This is a genomic window from Mesorhizobium sp. WSM4810 (genome assembly GCF_055811235.1).
Genome location: NZ_JBVVQV010000002.1, coordinates 404,718 through 419,726, shown reverse-complemented (window position 1 = coordinate 419,726; position 15,009 = coordinate 404,718). Strand labels below are relative to the sequence as shown.

13 protein-coding genes and 1 pseudogene are annotated in these 15,009 nt (G+C 64.3%); 6 read left to right on the top strand and 8 right to left on the bottom strand.

The genetic code is table 11. From position 1 onward, the window contains the following. Positions 1-37: 37 nt before the first annotated feature. Genes AC0L3O_RS04725 through AC0L3O_RS04710 form a run of 4 tightly spaced genes read right to left on the bottom strand, consistent with a single transcriptional unit; the run spans position 38 to position 4,947 of the window. Positions 38-1,513 carry an aldehyde dehydrogenase gene (locus tag AC0L3O_RS04725; RefSeq protein ID WP_473614949.1) on the bottom strand — a complete coding sequence of 492 codons (1,476 nt, stop codon included), beginning with the start codon at positions 1,511-1,513 and terminating at the stop codon, positions 38-40. Beyond that, positions 1,510-2,562, bottom strand: coding sequence for an LLM class flavin-dependent oxidoreductase (locus AC0L3O_RS04720; protein ID WP_473614947.1), 1,053 nt, complete (start codon positions 2,560-2,562; stop codon positions 1,510-1,512). The genes AC0L3O_RS04725 and AC0L3O_RS04720 overlap by 4 nt, the downstream gene beginning before the upstream one ends. Then, on the bottom strand, positions 2,559-4,367 hold the full coding sequence (locus AC0L3O_RS04715; protein WP_473614946.1) for an alpha/beta fold hydrolase: 1,809 nt from the start codon (positions 4,365-4,367) through the stop codon (positions 2,559-2,561). Before AC0L3O_RS04715 ends, AC0L3O_RS04720 begins: the two co-directional genes overlap by 4 nt. Further along, entirely contained in the window at positions 4,360-4,947 is a 588-nt protein-coding gene (locus AC0L3O_RS04710) for an amino acid synthesis family protein (RefSeq protein ID WP_023800447.1), read from the bottom strand. Before AC0L3O_RS04710 ends, AC0L3O_RS04715 begins: the two co-directional genes overlap by 8 nt. A 146-nt stretch (positions 4,948-5,093) precedes the next feature. Here AC0L3O_RS04710 and AC0L3O_RS04705 point away from each other — a divergent pair, with 146 nt between their 5' ends. The 4 genes and pseudogenes from AC0L3O_RS04705 to kce all read left to right on the top strand — a co-directional run bounded on the left by AC0L3O_RS04705 (position 5,094) and on the right by kce (position 8,639). Beyond that, positions 5,094-5,765 (top strand): GntR family transcriptional regulator, encoded by a 672-nt coding sequence (locus tag AC0L3O_RS04705; RefSeq protein ID WP_473534931.1) that lies wholly within the window; start codon positions 5,094-5,096, stop codon positions 5,763-5,765. A 150-nt stretch (positions 5,766-5,915) separates the two neighbouring features. Then, positions 5,916-6,722: an SDR family oxidoreductase gene (locus AC0L3O_RS04700; protein WP_287190188.1), complete on the top strand. Its 807-nt coding sequence runs from the start codon at positions 5,916-5,918 to the stop codon at positions 6,720-6,722. A gap of 11 nt (positions 6,723-6,733) precedes the next feature. Next, a pseudogene (locus AC0L3O_RS04695) lies at positions 6,734-7,680 on the top strand (3-hydroxyacyl-CoA dehydrogenase). Further along, entirely contained in the window at positions 7,677-8,639 is a 963-nt protein-coding gene (gene kce, locus AC0L3O_RS04690; protein ID WP_091597324.1) for a 3,5-dioxohexanoate:acetyl-CoA acetone transferase, read from the top strand. The pseudogene AC0L3O_RS04695 and the gene kce overlap by 4 nt, the downstream one beginning before the upstream one ends. Before the next feature lie 70 nt (positions 8,640-8,709). Here the strand turns inward: kce and AC0L3O_RS04685 are convergent, their stop codons facing one another. Beyond that, entirely contained in the window at positions 8,710-8,955 is a 246-nt protein-coding gene (locus tag AC0L3O_RS04685) for a hypothetical protein (protein ID WP_198032841.1), read from the bottom strand. Between AC0L3O_RS04685 and AC0L3O_RS04680 the strand changes: the two genes are divergently transcribed. Together AC0L3O_RS04680 and AC0L3O_RS04675 are read left to right on the top strand one after the other, a co-directional pair. Continuing rightward, positions 8,942-10,153, top strand: coding sequence for an acyl-CoA dehydrogenase family protein (locus AC0L3O_RS04680; protein ID WP_287226284.1), 1,212 nt, complete (start codon positions 8,942-8,944; stop codon positions 10,151-10,153). The two genes, AC0L3O_RS04685 and AC0L3O_RS04680, sit on opposite strands and share 14 nt — an antisense overlap. A gap of 30 nt (positions 10,154-10,183) precedes the next feature. Then, positions 10,184-11,221 (top strand): phosphotransferase family protein, encoded by a 1,038-nt coding sequence (locus AC0L3O_RS04675; RefSeq protein ID WP_287226281.1) that lies wholly within the window; start codon positions 10,184-10,186, stop codon positions 11,219-11,221. Positions 11,222-11,261: 40 nt separating this feature from the next. Here the strand turns inward: AC0L3O_RS04675 and AC0L3O_RS04670 are convergent, their stop codons facing one another. Genes AC0L3O_RS04670 through AC0L3O_RS04660 form a run of 3 tightly spaced genes read right to left on the bottom strand, consistent with a single transcriptional unit; the run spans position 11,262 to position 14,999 of the window. Then, positions 11,262-11,759 carry a sarcosine oxidase subunit gamma gene (locus tag AC0L3O_RS04670; protein WP_473614944.1) on the bottom strand — a complete coding sequence of 166 codons (498 nt, stop codon included), beginning with the start codon at positions 11,757-11,759 and terminating at the stop codon, positions 11,262-11,264. After that, positions 11,752-14,706 (bottom strand): sarcosine oxidase subunit alpha family protein, encoded by a 2,955-nt coding sequence (locus AC0L3O_RS04665; protein ID WP_473614942.1) that lies wholly within the window; start codon positions 14,704-14,706, stop codon positions 11,752-11,754. Before AC0L3O_RS04665 ends, AC0L3O_RS04670 begins: the two co-directional genes overlap by 8 nt. Then, complete coding sequence (locus AC0L3O_RS04660; RefSeq protein WP_473614941.1) at positions 14,703-14,999, bottom strand: sarcosine oxidase subunit delta; 297 nt, start codon at positions 14,997-14,999, stop codon at positions 14,703-14,705. Before AC0L3O_RS04660 ends, AC0L3O_RS04665 begins: the two co-directional genes overlap by 4 nt. Positions 15,000-15,009: the final 10 nt, after the last annotated feature.

Genomic DNA, 15,009 nt, shown 5'->3' with positions numbered 1-15,009 from the left:
TTGTCTGGTTCTTGTTTTTATGAATTGCGCGATTGCCTCATCGCATGACGAACGGGTCCGGGATCGGCTCGTCGGATATCCGTATCCAGACGGATTTCGGGCGCGTGTAGTCGCGGATGGCGTCGAGCCCGCCCTCGCGGCCGAACCCCGACTGACCATAGCCGCCGAACGGCACGAGCGGCGAAACGGCGCGGTATGTGTTGACCCAGACGATGCCGGCATGGATGTCGCGCGCCATGCGGTGCGCCTTGGCGAGATTGGTGGTGAACACGCCCGAAGCGAGGCCGAACGGCGTATCGTTGGCAAGCGCCAGGGCTTCGGCTTCCGTGTCGAAGGTGAGAACGCTGAGCACCGGACCGAACAATTCCTCGCGCACGCAGGGCAGCGCTGAATCCTCGGCATCGATGATGGTCGGTGCGTAGTAGAAGCCGTGCGGATGATTGTCGGGCCTTTTTCCGCCGGTGACCAACGTCCCGCCATTGGCGAGGCTCTCGGCAACGATCTTCTCGATCCATTCCCGCTGACGTGGCGTTGCCAGCGGTCCCATTTCGGTGGCTGGATCCTGCGGATCACCAATTTTGATGGCCTCGGCCTTGTGCTTCAGCCTGTCCAGGAACTCGGCCTTTATCGAACGCTCGACAAGCAGCCGGGAGCCGGCGACGCAGCTTTGTCCAGACGCTGCGAAAATCCCGGCCACCACCGCGTTGGCCGCGCTGTCCAAGTCGGCGTCGGCGAAAACGACAACCGGACTTTTCCCGCCCAGCTCCAGCGTCGTATAGGCGAGATTTTCCGCCGTGTTGCGGACGATAGCGCGAGCGGTCGAAGGTCCGCCGGTGAAGGCGACGCGTGAAACCAGCGGATGACTTGTCAGGCGCCGGCCGCAATCGTGTCCGAACCCGGTCAGTATGTTGACGCTTCCGGCGGGAAATCCGGCCTCATGAACGAGTTCGGCGAAGGCCAGCAGCGGCGCTGGACCATCCTCCGAGGCTTTCAGGACGACCGTGCAGCCGGCGGCCAGCGCCGGGCCGAGCTTGACGGCCGAAAGGAAGAGCTGCGAATTCCACGGCACGACGGCAGCGACGACGCCGATCGGCTCGCGTCGGATGGTGACGTCCATATCGGCCTTGTCGATCGGCACATGCGAGCCTTCATGCTTGTCGGCAAGCCCGCCATAGTAGCGATAATAGTCGCCGACATAGGCGATCTGGGCGCGGGTCTCGCGGATGATCTTGCCGGTGTCGCGCGTTTCCAGTTCGGCCAGGCGGCCGGCATTGGCGACGACCAGGTCGCCGAGGCGCACCAGCAGCTTGCCGCGCGCCGTGGCCGTCAGCGAGGCCCACGCGACCGAGTGCAGCGTCCGGTGCGCCGCCTCGACGGCGCGGTCGACATCGGCCTCGGTTGCGGCGGGCATCGTCGCCCAGGGCGCTCCGGTTGATGGATCGGTGCTTTCGAAGGTGGCTGTCGGCGTATCGAACGCCCCATCTATGAAGTTGCTGAAGGCCACAAGGGTCATTGCGGCCTCCCATGCCCGAAGGCCGGCATCACCTTGTCGACGAACAGCTGCAGCGACTTCTTCTTGCGTTCGTGCGGCAGACCGCTGTCGATCCAGATCGAGTACTGGTCATAGCCGAGCGCCTCATATGCCTTAAGCCGGGTGATCACCTCTTTGGCTTCGCCGATGACCAGGTTCTGTCGGATTTTGTCCGGCGCATATTGCGGCATGGCTGCGATCTCGTCGTCGGAGAGCGCTTCCAATATGCCTTGGCGAACCGGCTTCTTGTTCTGGAACCACGCGCCGAACTGGCAGTAGAACAGCGACAGGTCCCTCGTCAGTTGCTCCGCATCGGCGGCATCTTCGGCAACGAATGTGTGCATCAGCAGCATGATCTCGGGGCGGGCCATGTCGGGATGCGCCGCGCACGCCGCGTTGAAGCGCTCCATCAGGCTGGTTACTTCGTCGTCGCCGGAGGCGAGCGGCGTCACCTGGACGTTGCAGCCGTTGGAGACGGCGAAGTCGTGCGAGTTCGGATCGCGCGCCGCCACCCAGATCGGCGGGTGCGGCTCTTGCACCGGCTTGGGCGACGAGGTGGTCGAGGGAAACGACCAGAATTCGCCGGACATCTCGAAATCGCCTTCCCAGAGGCCCTTGATGGCCGGGATGATCTCGCGCATGCGCTGGCCCGCGCCCCAGGCGTCGAGCCCAGGGAACAGGCGTTGGTACTCGTAGCTGTAGGCGCCGCGGGCGATGCCGATGTCGAGCCGGCCGCCGGTGACGACATCGGTCATGGCTGCCTCGCCGGCGAGCTTGATCGGATGCCAGAACGGCGCGATGACGGTTCCTGTGCCGAGCCGGATGCGCTTCGTCCTGGCGCCGAGATAGGCAATGTTGATGAACGGGTTTGGCGAGATGGTGAACTCCATGCCGTGGTGTTCGCCGATCCAGGCCGTCTCGAAGCCTGCCGCCTCGGCCATCACGACCAATTCCTCAAGCTCATCGATGAGGTCGGCATGCGGCTTTGCCGGGTCCGAGCGTTCCATATGGACGAAGAGCGAGAACTTCATATCTGTTGACCCGGACTGGAAGTGTTGATTGCTACCGGCTTGGCGAGCGGACGGACTTCACCTTCGACCTCGTTGCCGACATAGACTCCAAACGCATCCTCCCGACATTCGCGAACATAGCGGGCGAGCATCGAGCGCACGGCAGCGTCGGCGATGTTCAGTCCGGCAATCCTGTCGATGTCGACGAGCCGGACCTGGCGATCGCTGGAGTGGGGCGCGGCTAGCGTGCCGCGGTAGTAGACGTGCGTTCGCGATGGGCTTGCGGCGTCGTCCCAGACCGCAAACAGGAATCCGAGATGAGCCTCGATGGCTTTCGCAGCGAGGCGTCCCCTAAGGCTTCGCGTGTCGCCGGGTGCCCCGAGCCCTCGGCCCGCCGGCAGTTCGAAAAAGCCGTCGGCGGTTTCGAGGAACAGCACGCGGCCTTCATCTTCGAGGATGGCGCCGACCTCCATGTCGGGCGGCGCGGCCGCCAGTGCTTCCTGGCTGAGGCCGGGCGAGACGTAGGCGCCACGGCAATAGCCGAGGGGCTGCGATGAATTGTGGGAGAATTCGCGAACGCGGCCGATGAGGATCGAATGGTCGCCGGCGTCGACCAATTGCTCCATGTCACAGTCGAACGTCGCCACCGATCCAGCGAGCAGCGGGCTGCCGGTCGGGCCGAAGCGCCACTCGACAGCCGAGAACTTGTCCTGCGATTTCGAAGCGAAGACGCCGGACGCGGCTCGCTGTTCCTCCGAGAGCACGTTGATGGCAAAGCATTTCGAGGTCGAAAACACCGGATGACCCAGCGCTTTCTTGGCGATGCAGACCAGCACAAGCGGCGGATCGAGCGAAACGGATGAAAACGAATTGGCGGTGAAGCCTCGAGGCTCTCCTTCCGGCCCGATCGCGGTGACGATTGTAACGCCGGTCAGGAAGGAACCGAGCGCCCGCCTGAATTCGCCCGCGTCGAAGGCTGTGTCCATTGCCGGTCGCGCCGATGTGCTTGCGCCGTCGTTGCTCTCGAGAAAATCGACAATGCGCCGTGTGACCACGTCAGGCGAGGCTACGGCCATCATATGTCGTTCGCCCTCCAGAACGACGCAGCGACCGCGCGGCGCGAGGCGTGCCATCGCCGCCGACATCGCAGGCGAGGAATTCCTGTCCTGCGAGCCGGTCATGAACAGGGCCGGCATTGCGAGACCGGAAAGACGATCGCCATGCGCCGCATCGGCATGGGCGAAAAGTCGATAGGTGCGCGCATAGCCCTCGGAGTTGACGCTTTGCAGTGCCACGCGCGTCATCCTTGCCGCCTCGGCCAGGCTGTCGGGGACCGGGTTGCCGAACCAGCGCGCGATCGTTGCGTCCGTCCCCGACGGGTTTTCCGCGCCATTCAGTTCGGCGGCGCGCTCGCGCACTGCCTGCGCAAGCTCCGCCGGGCGGCGAAAAACCGCATTGAGCGAGACGAGGCTACGAACCCGTTCGGGTGCATTGAGAGCGATTTCCTGCCCGACCAGCGCCCCCATTGAATGGCCAACGATCGAGACGGCATCCAGGCCAAGGTGATCGAGAAGCCGAATTGCCTGTCCGGCATAATCGGCAAGGCTGGCGTCCTCGGGCGGCAACGGCGACTGGCCGTGTCCCAGGATGTCGATTGCGATCACATCCCATCTGTTTTTCATCAGCTCGATCTGGGGTGCCCAGATCGCCGCGTTCATGCCGACACCGTGGATGAGAAGGACCGGCGCGCCGGATCCGGCACGGATGAAACTGGTGCCGTCAGGCGCCGTTCCGCGATGCCAGCCACGGTCCGTCAGCTCAGCCATGCAGGTCGCCGACCTCCTTGAGATCCTGGTAGCGGTCGCCGATGCGATGATGCGGTCGTCCGCCGATCGAGGCGCCAAGCGCCACCACCAACTCGTCCGGCGCCGGCGCGTCGCCGATCTGGAAGTGCACCGTCAGGTAGTGCGAACGTCGGCCTTCATCGTTCTTGTCCATGAGCGGGATCATGATCGGCGTGTTCGGCCCGCCGCGCAGGTTGGTGAAGGCAAGATAGGTCTTGGCGCCGACGGCACGCCGATAGTGGTTGCCGAAATGCAGCGTGTGGATGAGCGCCGAGGCATGCTCGATCTCGCCTGATGTGCCGCAGATTGCGGCCTTGCCGTAGCCTTCGATCGCTTCGCCGGATCCGGCAACTGCGAGGATTTCATGGGTCAGCATCTCCCCCAGAACCGGCGCATAGGCGCGGATCTCGGGCGAAAGGTCCTCGGTGAAACCGCGCCCGGCCCAGGGGTTGTCGAGCACCGCCGCCACGCCGATCAGGCGCAGCGGCCGGGGGGCCGCCTTGCCGCCTTCGATTAGCGTGTTCTCGACATGGGTGACGATCTTTCGAATGGCCGGCTTCATCGAATCCTCGTTGTCGGGTCGGCTGAGGCATCCGGAAAAGTTCCGCTTTTGCCTAGCTGTCTTATGGTATACCATACTATTGAAGACCAAATCCCTTGTCAACGGATCGTCGAATCTGTTTCTTGCGGATGCTGGGAGTATATGAATTGGCCGACGACACACTGAGGATCGAACGATCCGCCAAGACGCTGAGAACGCTGGCGCTGGAGCGCATGCGCGACGCGATCATGGGGTTTCATTTCCAGCCTGGCGAACGGTTGGTCGAGCGGCCGCTTTGCGACCAGCTCGGCGTCAGTCGCTCGGTGGTGCGCGAGGTCCTGCGGCAGTTGGAGACCGAGGGCCTCGTCCAGATGATACCTGGCCATGGACCCGCGGTGGCCAGGCCGGATCTCAGCCGCACCGACGAGATTTATGAACTGCGCGCTCTGATGGAGGGCATCGCGGCGCGCGCCTGCGCGCTGACGGCGACTGAGGGTCAGATCGCCGCGCTTGAGCGCGCGTTCGATGTGCTGCTCAAGGCGTGGGCATCAGCCAATCCGATCGAGGTGATGCGGGCGACCACAAAATTCTACGAGGTGCTTTTCGATGCCGCCGACAAGCGCATCGCCTGGGAGATCGTCCAGGGTCTGAACGTCCGCATCAACCAGCTGCGTTCCATGACCATCGCTTCGGAGAATCGCCGCGATGCCGCAATTGCCGAAATGACCGACATTATGAACGCGATCAAGTCGCGCAACGGCGATGCCGCCGAAGCCGCGGCCCGGCGGCATGTCGAGCAGGCCTGGCGAATTGCGCAACAGACGCTTCGCGATAGCTGAAGCAGAAAACTCACATTGCGGAATCGTCCGTCGCCTTCGCAGAGGGCAGTGCTTTCGTCACAATTTCAGGGGCAATATTGTACCGCTTGGTCGTTCTGGGCGCTGTCATGGCGCTGCGCGAACGGCGGCTGCAATGAGAAGGGATACACGATGAGCAAAGGGGCGCCGACATCGGCGGATGATTTTCTGACCGGGCTGAAGGGGCAGCGCGTGCTGGTGACGGCGGGCGCCGGCGGCATCGGCCTGGCCATTGCAGAAACGCTGTCGCGGCTCGGCGCGCGCATCGTCGTTTGCGACGTCTCCGACGAGGCGCTGGCCGCCGCTCCGGACAGGATCGCCCTGGTCGCCGCGGTCAAGGCCGATGTCTCGCGCGACGACGACGTCGACCGGCTGTTCGAGACGGTGAAGGAAAAGCTCGGCGGCCTCGACGCGCTGATCAACAATGCCGGCATCGCCGGGCCGACCGGCGGCGTCGACGAAATCGATCCGGCGGAGTGGCGGCGCTGCATCGACATCTGCCTGACCGGCCAGTTCCTCTGCGCCAGGCGTGCCGTGCCGCTGATCAAGGCGGCGGGCGGCGGCTCGATCGTCTCGATGTCGTCCGCCGCCGGCCGCCATGGCTACGCTTTCCGCACTCCCTATTCGGCGGCCAAGTTCGGCGTCATCGGTTTCACGCAAAGCCTTGCCAAGGAACTCGGGCCGCACGGCATAAGGGTCAACGCCATCCTGCCCGGCATCATCGAGGGACCACGCATCGACAAGGTTATCGCCGACCGGGCCAGACAGCTCGGTGTGTCGAACGAGGAGATGACGGAGCGCTATCTCCACAACATCTCGCTGCGCCGCATGACCAGCCCCTATGACGTCGCCGCGATGGTCGCTTTCCTGTTGTCCGATGCGGCGATCAACATCTCCGGCCAGTCGCTCGGCGTCGACGGTAATGTCGAAACCCTTTGAGGAGCCCGACCATGATGAAAGTAGCGATTGTCGGCAGCGGGTTCATCGGGCGGGCCTGGGCGATCAGTTTTGCCCGCGCCGGCCACGATGTGCGGATGTGGGACCAGTCGCCGGCCGCGACCGAAGGTGCGCACGATTACATCGCCGGCGTGCTCGGCGACCTCGCTGCGAATGGTCTGCTGCGGGGGCAGGCAATCGACGTCGTGCTTGGTCGCATTGCCGTCGTTGCGGAGCTCAAGAAGCGCTGGCCGATGCGGTCCATATCCAGGAGAACACGCCCGAAAACCTCGACGTGAAGCGCGAGGTGTTCTCGCAGATCGATGCAATGGCCGGTCCGCAAGCGGTGATCGCCAGTTCCACCTCAGCGTTGCTGCCGTCGAAATTCACCGACCATCTGCAAGGGCGGCACCGCTGCCTGGTCGTGCATCCGATCAATCCGCCCTACCTCATCCCGGCCGCGGAAGTCGTGCCGGCGCCATGGACGTCTTCCGAAACGGTCGAAAGGACCCGCGCCTTCCTCGTCGATGCGGGCCACGCGCCGCTGGTGATGAAGCACGAGCTCGACGGCTTCATCATGAACCGCCTGCAGGGCGCGCTGCTGGAGGAGGCTTTTCGACTTGTCGCCGACGGCTATGCCAGCGTCGAGGATGTCGATATCGGCATTCGCGACGGGCTGGCGCTGCGCTGGTCGTTCATGGGTCCGTTCGAAACGATCGACCTTAATGCGCCGGGCGGTGTACGCGACTATATCGAGCGCTATCAATCGATCTATGCCAACATTTTTCCGCAGATGCTGCGCCGCGTCGACTGGGCCGGCGAAGTCATCGAGACGGTGGAGGACGACCGCCGCAAGCGGCTGCCGCGGGAAGAACTCGGCGAACGGCAGGTTTGGCGCGACCGCCGGCTGATGGCGCTGGCCGCGCACAAGAAAAAATCGGATCAGGAGTTTGGAAGATGACGGAAACAAGCCGCAAGCCCGGTGCTACGCAGACCAGGGGCAAAATTATCATCACCTGTGCGGTGACAGGGGCGATCCATACACCTACCATGTCGCCCTATCTGCCGATCACGCCGGACCAGATCGCGTCCGAGGCGATCGCGGCGGCGGAGGCAGGTGCGGCGATCCTGCACCTGCATGCCCGCGACCCCGAGACCGGCAAGCCCGACCAGACGCCGGCGGCCTTCGCCCGCTTCCTGCCGCGCATCAAGCAGGCCACCAATGCCGCCATCAACATCACCACCGGCGGCAGTCCCTACATGAAGGTCGAGGAACGCGTGCGCCCGGCCGCCGAGTTCAAGCCAGAGGTCGCCTCGCTCAACATGGGCTCGATCAATTTCGGGCTCTATCACCTCGTCGACAAATACGAGACTTTCAAGTTCGACTGGGAAAAGCCGCATCTGGAAGCGACGCGTGACCTGGTCTTCCGCAACTCGTTCAAGGACATCGAATACATCCTTGCGACCTGCTACGACAACGGCACGCGCTTCGAGTTCGAGTGCTACGACATCGCCCATCTCTACAATCTCTCGCACTTCGCCGATCGCGGGCTGGTCAAGCCGCCGTTCTTCGTGCAGTCGGTGTTCGGTCTGCTTGGCGGCATCGGCACCCATCCCGAAGATGTCGCCCATATGAAGCGCACCGCCGACCGGCTGTTCGGCGACCAGTTCCGCTGGTCGGTGCTCGGTGCCGGCGCCAGCCAGTTGCGCATCGCCGCGCAGTCGGCAGCCCTTGGCGGCAACATCCGCGTCGGGCTCGAAGACAGTCTGTGGGCCGGCAAGGGTAAGCTTGCCAAATCGAACACCGAGCAGGTGGTGCTTGCCCGCAAGATCATCGAGGGTCTCGGCATGGAAGTGGCGACGCCCGACGAGGCGCGCGAGATCCTGTCACTGAAGGGCGGCGACAAGGTCGCGTTCTGAGGCGGCTCGCCTATCGCCGCACGGTGCCAACAGAGGAGGACGGCCATGAAGATCGAAGTCGTGGTGGTCGTTACCGCGCCTCCCCGGCGATGGCGTCCTGCGCGGCAGCCTGTTCGCGATAACCGGCCTTGGCATCAAGGGCGTGGCGGAACCACGCTTCGCCGGATGACGGCAGCTGCAAAAGAGGATAGAGGCGAATAAGGAAAACGAGCGCGCGCTCGATTTCAGATATGGACCCGATGCTTTTCGGCGATCTCGTCCATCGATGGTGGCCACCTCGTTTCATCGCTGGGAGTTTGTCCATGAATTTCGACATTCCCGCCCGCACCGAAGATTACCGCGTCCGCATTGCCGACTTCGTCGAGCGTGAGATCGTGCCGCTCGAGGCCGACAAGACGTCCTATGACGCACATGGAAATATCGCCTTGCCGCTGCTGGAGACGCTTCGCGCCAAGGCGCGGATGGCGGGGCTGTGGTGCCTGCAGCTCAAGCTGGAAAGCGGCGGCGCCGGTCTCGGCAAGATGGATATTGCGGTTTGCTATGAGGAGATGAACCGGTCGATCTTCGGGCCCGTGGTGTTCAATTCGGCAGCGCCCGATGACGGGAACATGATGGTTCTGGAGGCGCTCGGCACGCCAGCGCAAAAGGAAAAATGGCTGAAGCCGATCGTCGAGGGCAAGGTGCGCTCGGCCTTTGCCATGACCGAACCGCACCCCGGCGGCGGCTCGGACCCTTCGATGATCCTGACGCGTGCGGAGCGGCGCGGCGACAAATATGTCGTGACCGGCCGCAAATGGTTCATCACCGGCGCGGAGGCGGCCAGCCATTTCATCCTGATCGCGCGAACTTCGGACGATCCGCGCCATGGTCTGTCGGCCCTGATGTTCCACAAGGACCAGCCGGGCTGGCGCATCATGCGCCGCATCGAGATCATGGGCCCGGAGGAGCATGGCGGGCATTGCGAGCTGGAGTTCGACGGGCTCGAAATCTCTGTCGAAGACATGCTGGTCGGCGAGGGCAGGGGCATGAAGGTGACGCAGGTGCGGCTCGGCCCGGCGCGACTTACCCACTGCATGCGCTGGCTCGGACTATCCAAGCGCTGCGTCGAGATCGCGCACGCATACGCTGCCGAGCGCCATAGTTTCGGCCAGCGCCTCGCTGACCGCGAAAGTGTCCAGATGAAGCTCGGCGACCTCGCCATGCGCATCGAGATCGGCCGAATCCTGGTGATGAAGGCTGCGTGGGAGCTGGATCGCGGCGGCCTTGCCCGCAAGGAAGTGTCGATGGCCAAGGTCCAGGTCGCCAATGTGCTGCATGACGCGGCCGATGTGGCGATCCAGATCAATGGCGCGCGAGGCTATTCCAAGGACACGGTGCTCGAATGGATCTACCGCTATGCTCGTCAGGCGCGGCTGGTCGACGGTGCCGATGAGGTCCACAAGATGGTGCTGAACCGTTTCCTCAACGAGGAGGAGAGGGGTTTTTGGCGCTGGACTGTCGAAGGCGAGGCGTAGGGGACGCGCGGTGGCGTCTCAGGAGGAAAGATGGCGCAGCCGTTGAATGCGGATTTCGATCCTGCGGCATTGAAGGGCTTTCTCGCGAACCGCTTCGGCGATACCGAAATGACGCTCCAGCGGATCGGCGGCGGACAGTCCAACCCCACCTATTTCGTCGACTATGGTGCGCATCGTATGGTGCTGCGCAAGAAGCCGGCAGGGCCGATCCTGCGCGGGGCGCATGCCGTCGACCGCGAGTTCCGCGTGCTTGAAGCGCTCGCACCGACCGATGTCCCGGTGCCGCGGCCGGTGCTCTATCACGACGGCGTCGAGCCGCTCGGCACGCCTTTCTATCTGATGGAGCGGCTGGATGGTCGCGTCTTCCATGACTGTTCGCTGCCCGGCCTTTCGCCGGCGGAGCGACGCGGCATCTATTTCGGCATGGCCGAAGCGATGGCCAAATTGCATGCTGTCCGTCCCGACGAGGTCGGTCTCGGCGACTACGGCCGGCCCGGCAACTATTTCGAGCGCCAGATTGGCCGCTGGACCAAGCAGCTCAGGGAATCCCCGAGCGACAGAATTCCGGCACTCGAAGCGGTCGCCGACTGGCTGCCGCAGCATATGCCCGCGGATGATGGGCGCGTGTCGATCGCCCATGGCGACTTCCGCCTCGGAAATCTGCTGTTCCATCCCGGCAAGCCTGAGGTGATCGGCATTCTCGATTGGGAGCTGTCGACGATCGGCCATCCGCTCGCCGATCTCGGCTTTTGCTCGATGACCTGGCATTCGACCCCGGACGAATATGGCGGCATCCTCGGGCTCGATCATGCTGCACTCGGCATCCCCAGCCAGCGCGAATTCCTCGACCATTATTTCGCGCATGCCGCGCCCACTGCGCCCCTGGAACGCTTCCACCTGGTGTTTTCGCTGTTCCGTTTCGCTGTGATCTTCGTCGGCATCGCCGACCGGGCGCGGGCAGGCAGCGCGGCGTCGGCCGATGCCGCCAGCAAGTCGCCGCTCGCCGGTCGCTTTGCCGAACGTGCTCAAGAGATCATCCAAGGGGCAAGACCGTGGAGCGCCGCCTGAGACGAGCGCTCGCGCCCTGGTCCTTTCCCTACCAGCGGCGTCAGCAATCCAGTCCGGCAACCCAGTCCGAGAGGCTTTGCGAAAAACTTCGCGGCACGATGAGTTCGCACGCGGTCTCGCCGGTGCGCAGGAACAGCACGGGCACATGGTGCAGGGATGTCAGCACGGCGCGGCCCGGGGCGGCCGCCGGCGCGCACCAGTCGACGGCGATGCATCTGGAGAGCACTCCTGCGATGTCCGCTCCGGCCATTCTGAAACGCACGCGACCCTCGCCGAGAGAAACCGAACAGCCGAGATCCGGGTCGACGGCAAGCGAAGATGCTTGCGCGCCGTCGTCGAGAGCCAGCCACAAGCGGCGAGGCGCGACGCGGATGACGAGAAAACCTTTGTGACGGACCGTCTCTCCGACCGAGGCGGGAAGTTTCGTGCCGAGTGATGCCGAAAGGTTCGATTCGAATTGCGCCAGCGTGCCGTCCCAGCCCTCGATCTGGATGAGTGGGCAATCGACCACGGACAGGCTGAAATCCGGGCTAGCCATGCAGTCGCTCCCCCTGCGGATCGAGGAATACCGGCGAGACGATGCGGGCACGGACCGTTTCGGCTTTCATCGGATAGACTGCCACGACCTCGCTTCCTTCGCTGGCGACATCGCCGGCAAGCAAGGCCAGCCCGACATAGTGGCCGCGTTCAGGGCTGAAGGTGACGGAGGTCACGCGGCCGCGCCCGTGGCCGTAGGGCTTCTCGCCCGGCAGGAACAGTATGGCGCCACCGCGGAGGCGTTTCCCCTCCTCGATGCATTCCAGTCCAACCAGGCGCTGGCGATCGGGCGCCTGGAAGGCGGGGCGCCGTCGCAGCACGTCGCCGACGAAGCCGGTACGCTTGCCCGCCATGCGGCCGAGGCCAAGATCGTCGAGCGTCGTGCGCCCATCGATTTCAGGTCCGGCGACATGGCCCTTTTCGACGCGCAGCGCGCCGAGCGCCTCGACGCCGTAAGGTTTCAGGTCGAGCGGCCTGCCTGCTTCGAGCAGGCGGCTCCAAAGCTGTTCACCGGCAGTTGCGCCGGCATAGATTTCGTAGGCGCGCTCGCCGGAATAACTGAGGCGCAGGATGCGGAGCGCACGGCCCTGCCATTCGCTTTCTAGCAATCCCATATGCGCAAGTGCCGCATCGGAAACATCGAGAGCGGGAAACGCCGCACTCAGAATTGCGCGGCTTTTCGGTCCGGCAACCGACATCGCCGCCCATTCATCGCTCACCGAGGTCACGGCGACGCGCAAATCCGGCCAGGCCGTATCGAGCAGGAATTCAAGACGCGACAGCACGTCGGCGGCCTTGGCGGTCGAGGTGGTCATGAAGAACCGGTTCTCGGCCAGCCGCGTCGTGGTGCCGTCGTCGAAGACGATGCCGTCGTCGCGCAGCATGACGCCGTAGCGCGCACGGCCAACCGGCAGTTTGGCAAAGCCGTTGGCGTAGATGCGATCGAGGAAAATCGCGGCATCCGGGCCCTGGACGTCGATCTTGCCGAGAGTGGAGATGTCCATCAGGCCAGCGGCCTGGCGCACACTCCGCATTTCGGCGACATACGCTTCGTTCACGTCGAGCCCGGATTGCCTGTAGAAATAGGGCCGCATCCAGAGCCCGACCTCCAGCATCTCGGCGCCGTTCGCCATGTGCCAGTCGTGCATCGGCGTGCGGCGGATCGGCTTGAAATGATGGCCAATGGCGCGCCCGGCAAGCGCACCGATGGCGACCGGCGTATAGGGCGGTCGAAAGGTCGTGGCGCCGGTCTCGGGGATGGTTGTGTTGCGCAGGGCCGCCATCGCGGCAAGCGCCGAAAAATTGCTGGTCTTGCCCTGGTCGGTGCCCATGCCAAGCGTGGTGTAGCGCTTCAGGTGCTCGACCGATTCGTAGCCCTCGCGATAGGCGAGTTCGATATCTCCGGTCGTCACGTCCATCTGGAAATCGACGAAGGCCTTTCCACGGCCGAGAGAAGGGATTTCGCGAAACGGGGCCGTGGCGGTCTCGCCAAGATCGAGTTTTGACGGAGCGGGCACCGGCGCCGACTTGCCGCAGAACGATGCCGCCGCGGTGCCGGCGCGATGACCGTCCTCGATGGCACTGGCGGTCGAATAAGTTCCCATCATCGAGCCGGCGCCGAACCGGTCTGCCGGAAACGCGCCCGGCACGAAGCCGCCAATGTCGTCTCGATATTGAGGTTTGACGCCAAGGTGCGAGGTGAGATGCACGGTCGGCGACCAGCCGCCGGACACGCAGACCAGGTCGCAGGCGGCCTCGGACTGGCCGTCCGGTCCGTTGAGCGTTGCACGCCTGACGGCATGGCCGCCGTTAAGGTCGACGATGCGCGTTGCGGCCCGCACCACCACGCCGAGCCGTGCGGCTTCTGCGGCAAGTGCGGCGGGCGGCGCTGCACGCAGATCGGCAACCGTCACCTCTGCGCCGCCTGCGGCATAGTCGAAGGCGGTGCGCCAAGCGCCGTCATTGCTGGTGGCGACGACTATTTTCTTGCCGGGCAGGACGGCGAAACGGTTGAGGTAGGTCCGGGCGGCCGACGCAAGCATCACGCCGGGTCGGTCGTTGTTCGAGAATACCATTGGTCGCTCGATGGCGCCGGTGGCGAAAACGATCGAGCGGGCGCGAAGCATGGTCAATGTCTGCAGCACTTCGCCGGCCAGCTGCGGATTGCTTGGGTCGCGTTGCCCGATCAGTCCGATGACATTGCCGTCATAGATGCCGAAAGCGGTTGTCCGCTTCATCAGAGTGACGGGTTCGGAGCTCTCCAGCTTGGCCTCGGCCTGTCTCAACCATGCGTCCGCTGCGCTGTCGGACGGCTCCGCCAGAAGCTGGCCGCCGAGCAGGAAATCCTGTTCGATCAGCGCCACCCGCACGCCGGCCGCTGCGGCAGCGCGCGCCGCCGACAATCCCGCTGGGCCGCCGCCGACGATTGCGACATCGGCAAAGGCATGACTGATATCGTAGCGGCCGGGATCAGGGTCGGTGCCGGCTCTACCGAGCCCGGCCGCCTTGCGGATAAAGTGCTCGTAGAACATCCAGGCGCGGCGCGTCGGACCCATGAAGGTCTTGTAGTAGAAGCCGGCCGAAAGGAACGGCGCCAGCAGGCCGTTGACGCTTTGCACGTCAAAGGCAAGCGATGGCCAGCGGTTCTGGCTTTCCGCGATTAGGCCGTCTTCGAGCTCCAGTGTCGTCGCCGGCAGGTTCGGCTGGCGCCTGCCTGCGGTTGCGAGCGTGACCAGCGCATTCGGTTCCTCGGGTCCGGCGGAAAAAATGCCGCGCGGACGATGATACTTGAAGCTGCGCCCGACCAGGGTGACGCCGTTGGCGAGCAGCGCGGAGGCAAGCGTGTCGCCGCGATATCCAGCCAGTTCGCGGCCGTCGAAGGTAAACTCGACCGGCTGCTCGCGGTCGATACGGCCACCCATCGACAACCGCTTGTGGTTCGAACTCATGCCGGCGATTTCCTGGCGGGTGATTTCCTGGCCGACAATTTCCTGGCCAGCTCGACCGATGCAATGGCGTGGTTGCGCGTGTCGCGTTCGACCACCAGCCATTGGCGGCAGCCGGTCACGTGCTGCCAGAACTCGCGGTGCGGGCCCGCCGGATTTGTCCTGACATAGACGTAACGGTACCAGGCCTCAGGATCGGGATCGTCGTGCGCCGGACGCGTGACGGAAGCGTCGCCGCTGTAGCGGAACTCGTCATGGTCGCGCGGACCGCAGCAGGGGCATTCGATGCGCAGCATTGTCTTGCGC

What these genes read in the sequence shown, in the direction of transcription:
- AC0L3O_RS04725 (WP_473614949.1), bottom strand. Translation starts at nt 1,513, where the DNA reads ATGACCCTTGTGGCCTTCAGCAACTTCATAGATGGGGCGTTCGATACG.
- AC0L3O_RS04720 (WP_473614947.1), bottom strand. Translation starts at nt 2,562, where the DNA reads ATGAAGTTCTCGCTCTTCGTCCATATGGAACGCTCGGACCCGGCAAAG.
- AC0L3O_RS04715 (WP_473614946.1), bottom strand. Translation starts at nt 4,367, where the DNA reads ATGGCTGAGCTGACGGACCGTGGCTGGCATCGCGGAACGGCGCCTGAC.
- AC0L3O_RS04710 (WP_023800447.1), bottom strand. Translation starts at nt 4,947, where the DNA reads ATGAAGCCGGCCATTCGAAAGATCGTCACCCATGTCGAGAACACGCTA.
- AC0L3O_RS04700 (WP_287190188.1), top strand. Translation starts at nt 5,916, where the DNA reads ATGAGCAAAGGGGCGCCGACATCGGCGGATGATTTTCTGACCGGGCTG.
- kce (WP_091597324.1), top strand. Translation starts at nt 7,677, where the DNA reads ATGACGGAAACAAGCCGCAAGCCCGGTGCTACGCAGACCAGGGGCAAA.
- AC0L3O_RS04680 (WP_287226284.1), top strand. Translation starts at nt 8,942, where the DNA reads ATGAATTTCGACATTCCCGCCCGCACCGAAGATTACCGCGTCCGCATT.
- AC0L3O_RS04685 (WP_198032841.1), bottom strand. Translation starts at nt 8,955, where the DNA reads ATGTCGAAATTCATGGACAAACTCCCAGCGATGAAACGAGGTGGCCAC.
- AC0L3O_RS04675 (WP_287226281.1), top strand. Translation starts at nt 10,184, where the DNA reads ATGGCGCAGCCGTTGAATGCGGATTTCGATCCTGCGGCATTGAAGGGC.
- AC0L3O_RS04670 (WP_473614944.1), bottom strand. Translation starts at nt 11,759, where the DNA reads ATGGCTAGCCCGGATTTCAGCCTGTCCGTGGTCGATTGCCCACTCATC.
- AC0L3O_RS04665 (WP_473614942.1), bottom strand. Translation starts at nt 14,706, where the DNA reads ATGAGTTCGAACCACAAGCGGTTGTCGATGGGTGGCCGTATCGACCGC.
- AC0L3O_RS04660 (WP_473614941.1), bottom strand. Translation starts at nt 14,999, where the DNA reads ATGCTGCGCATCGAATGCCCCTGCTGCGGTCCGCGCGACCATGACGAG.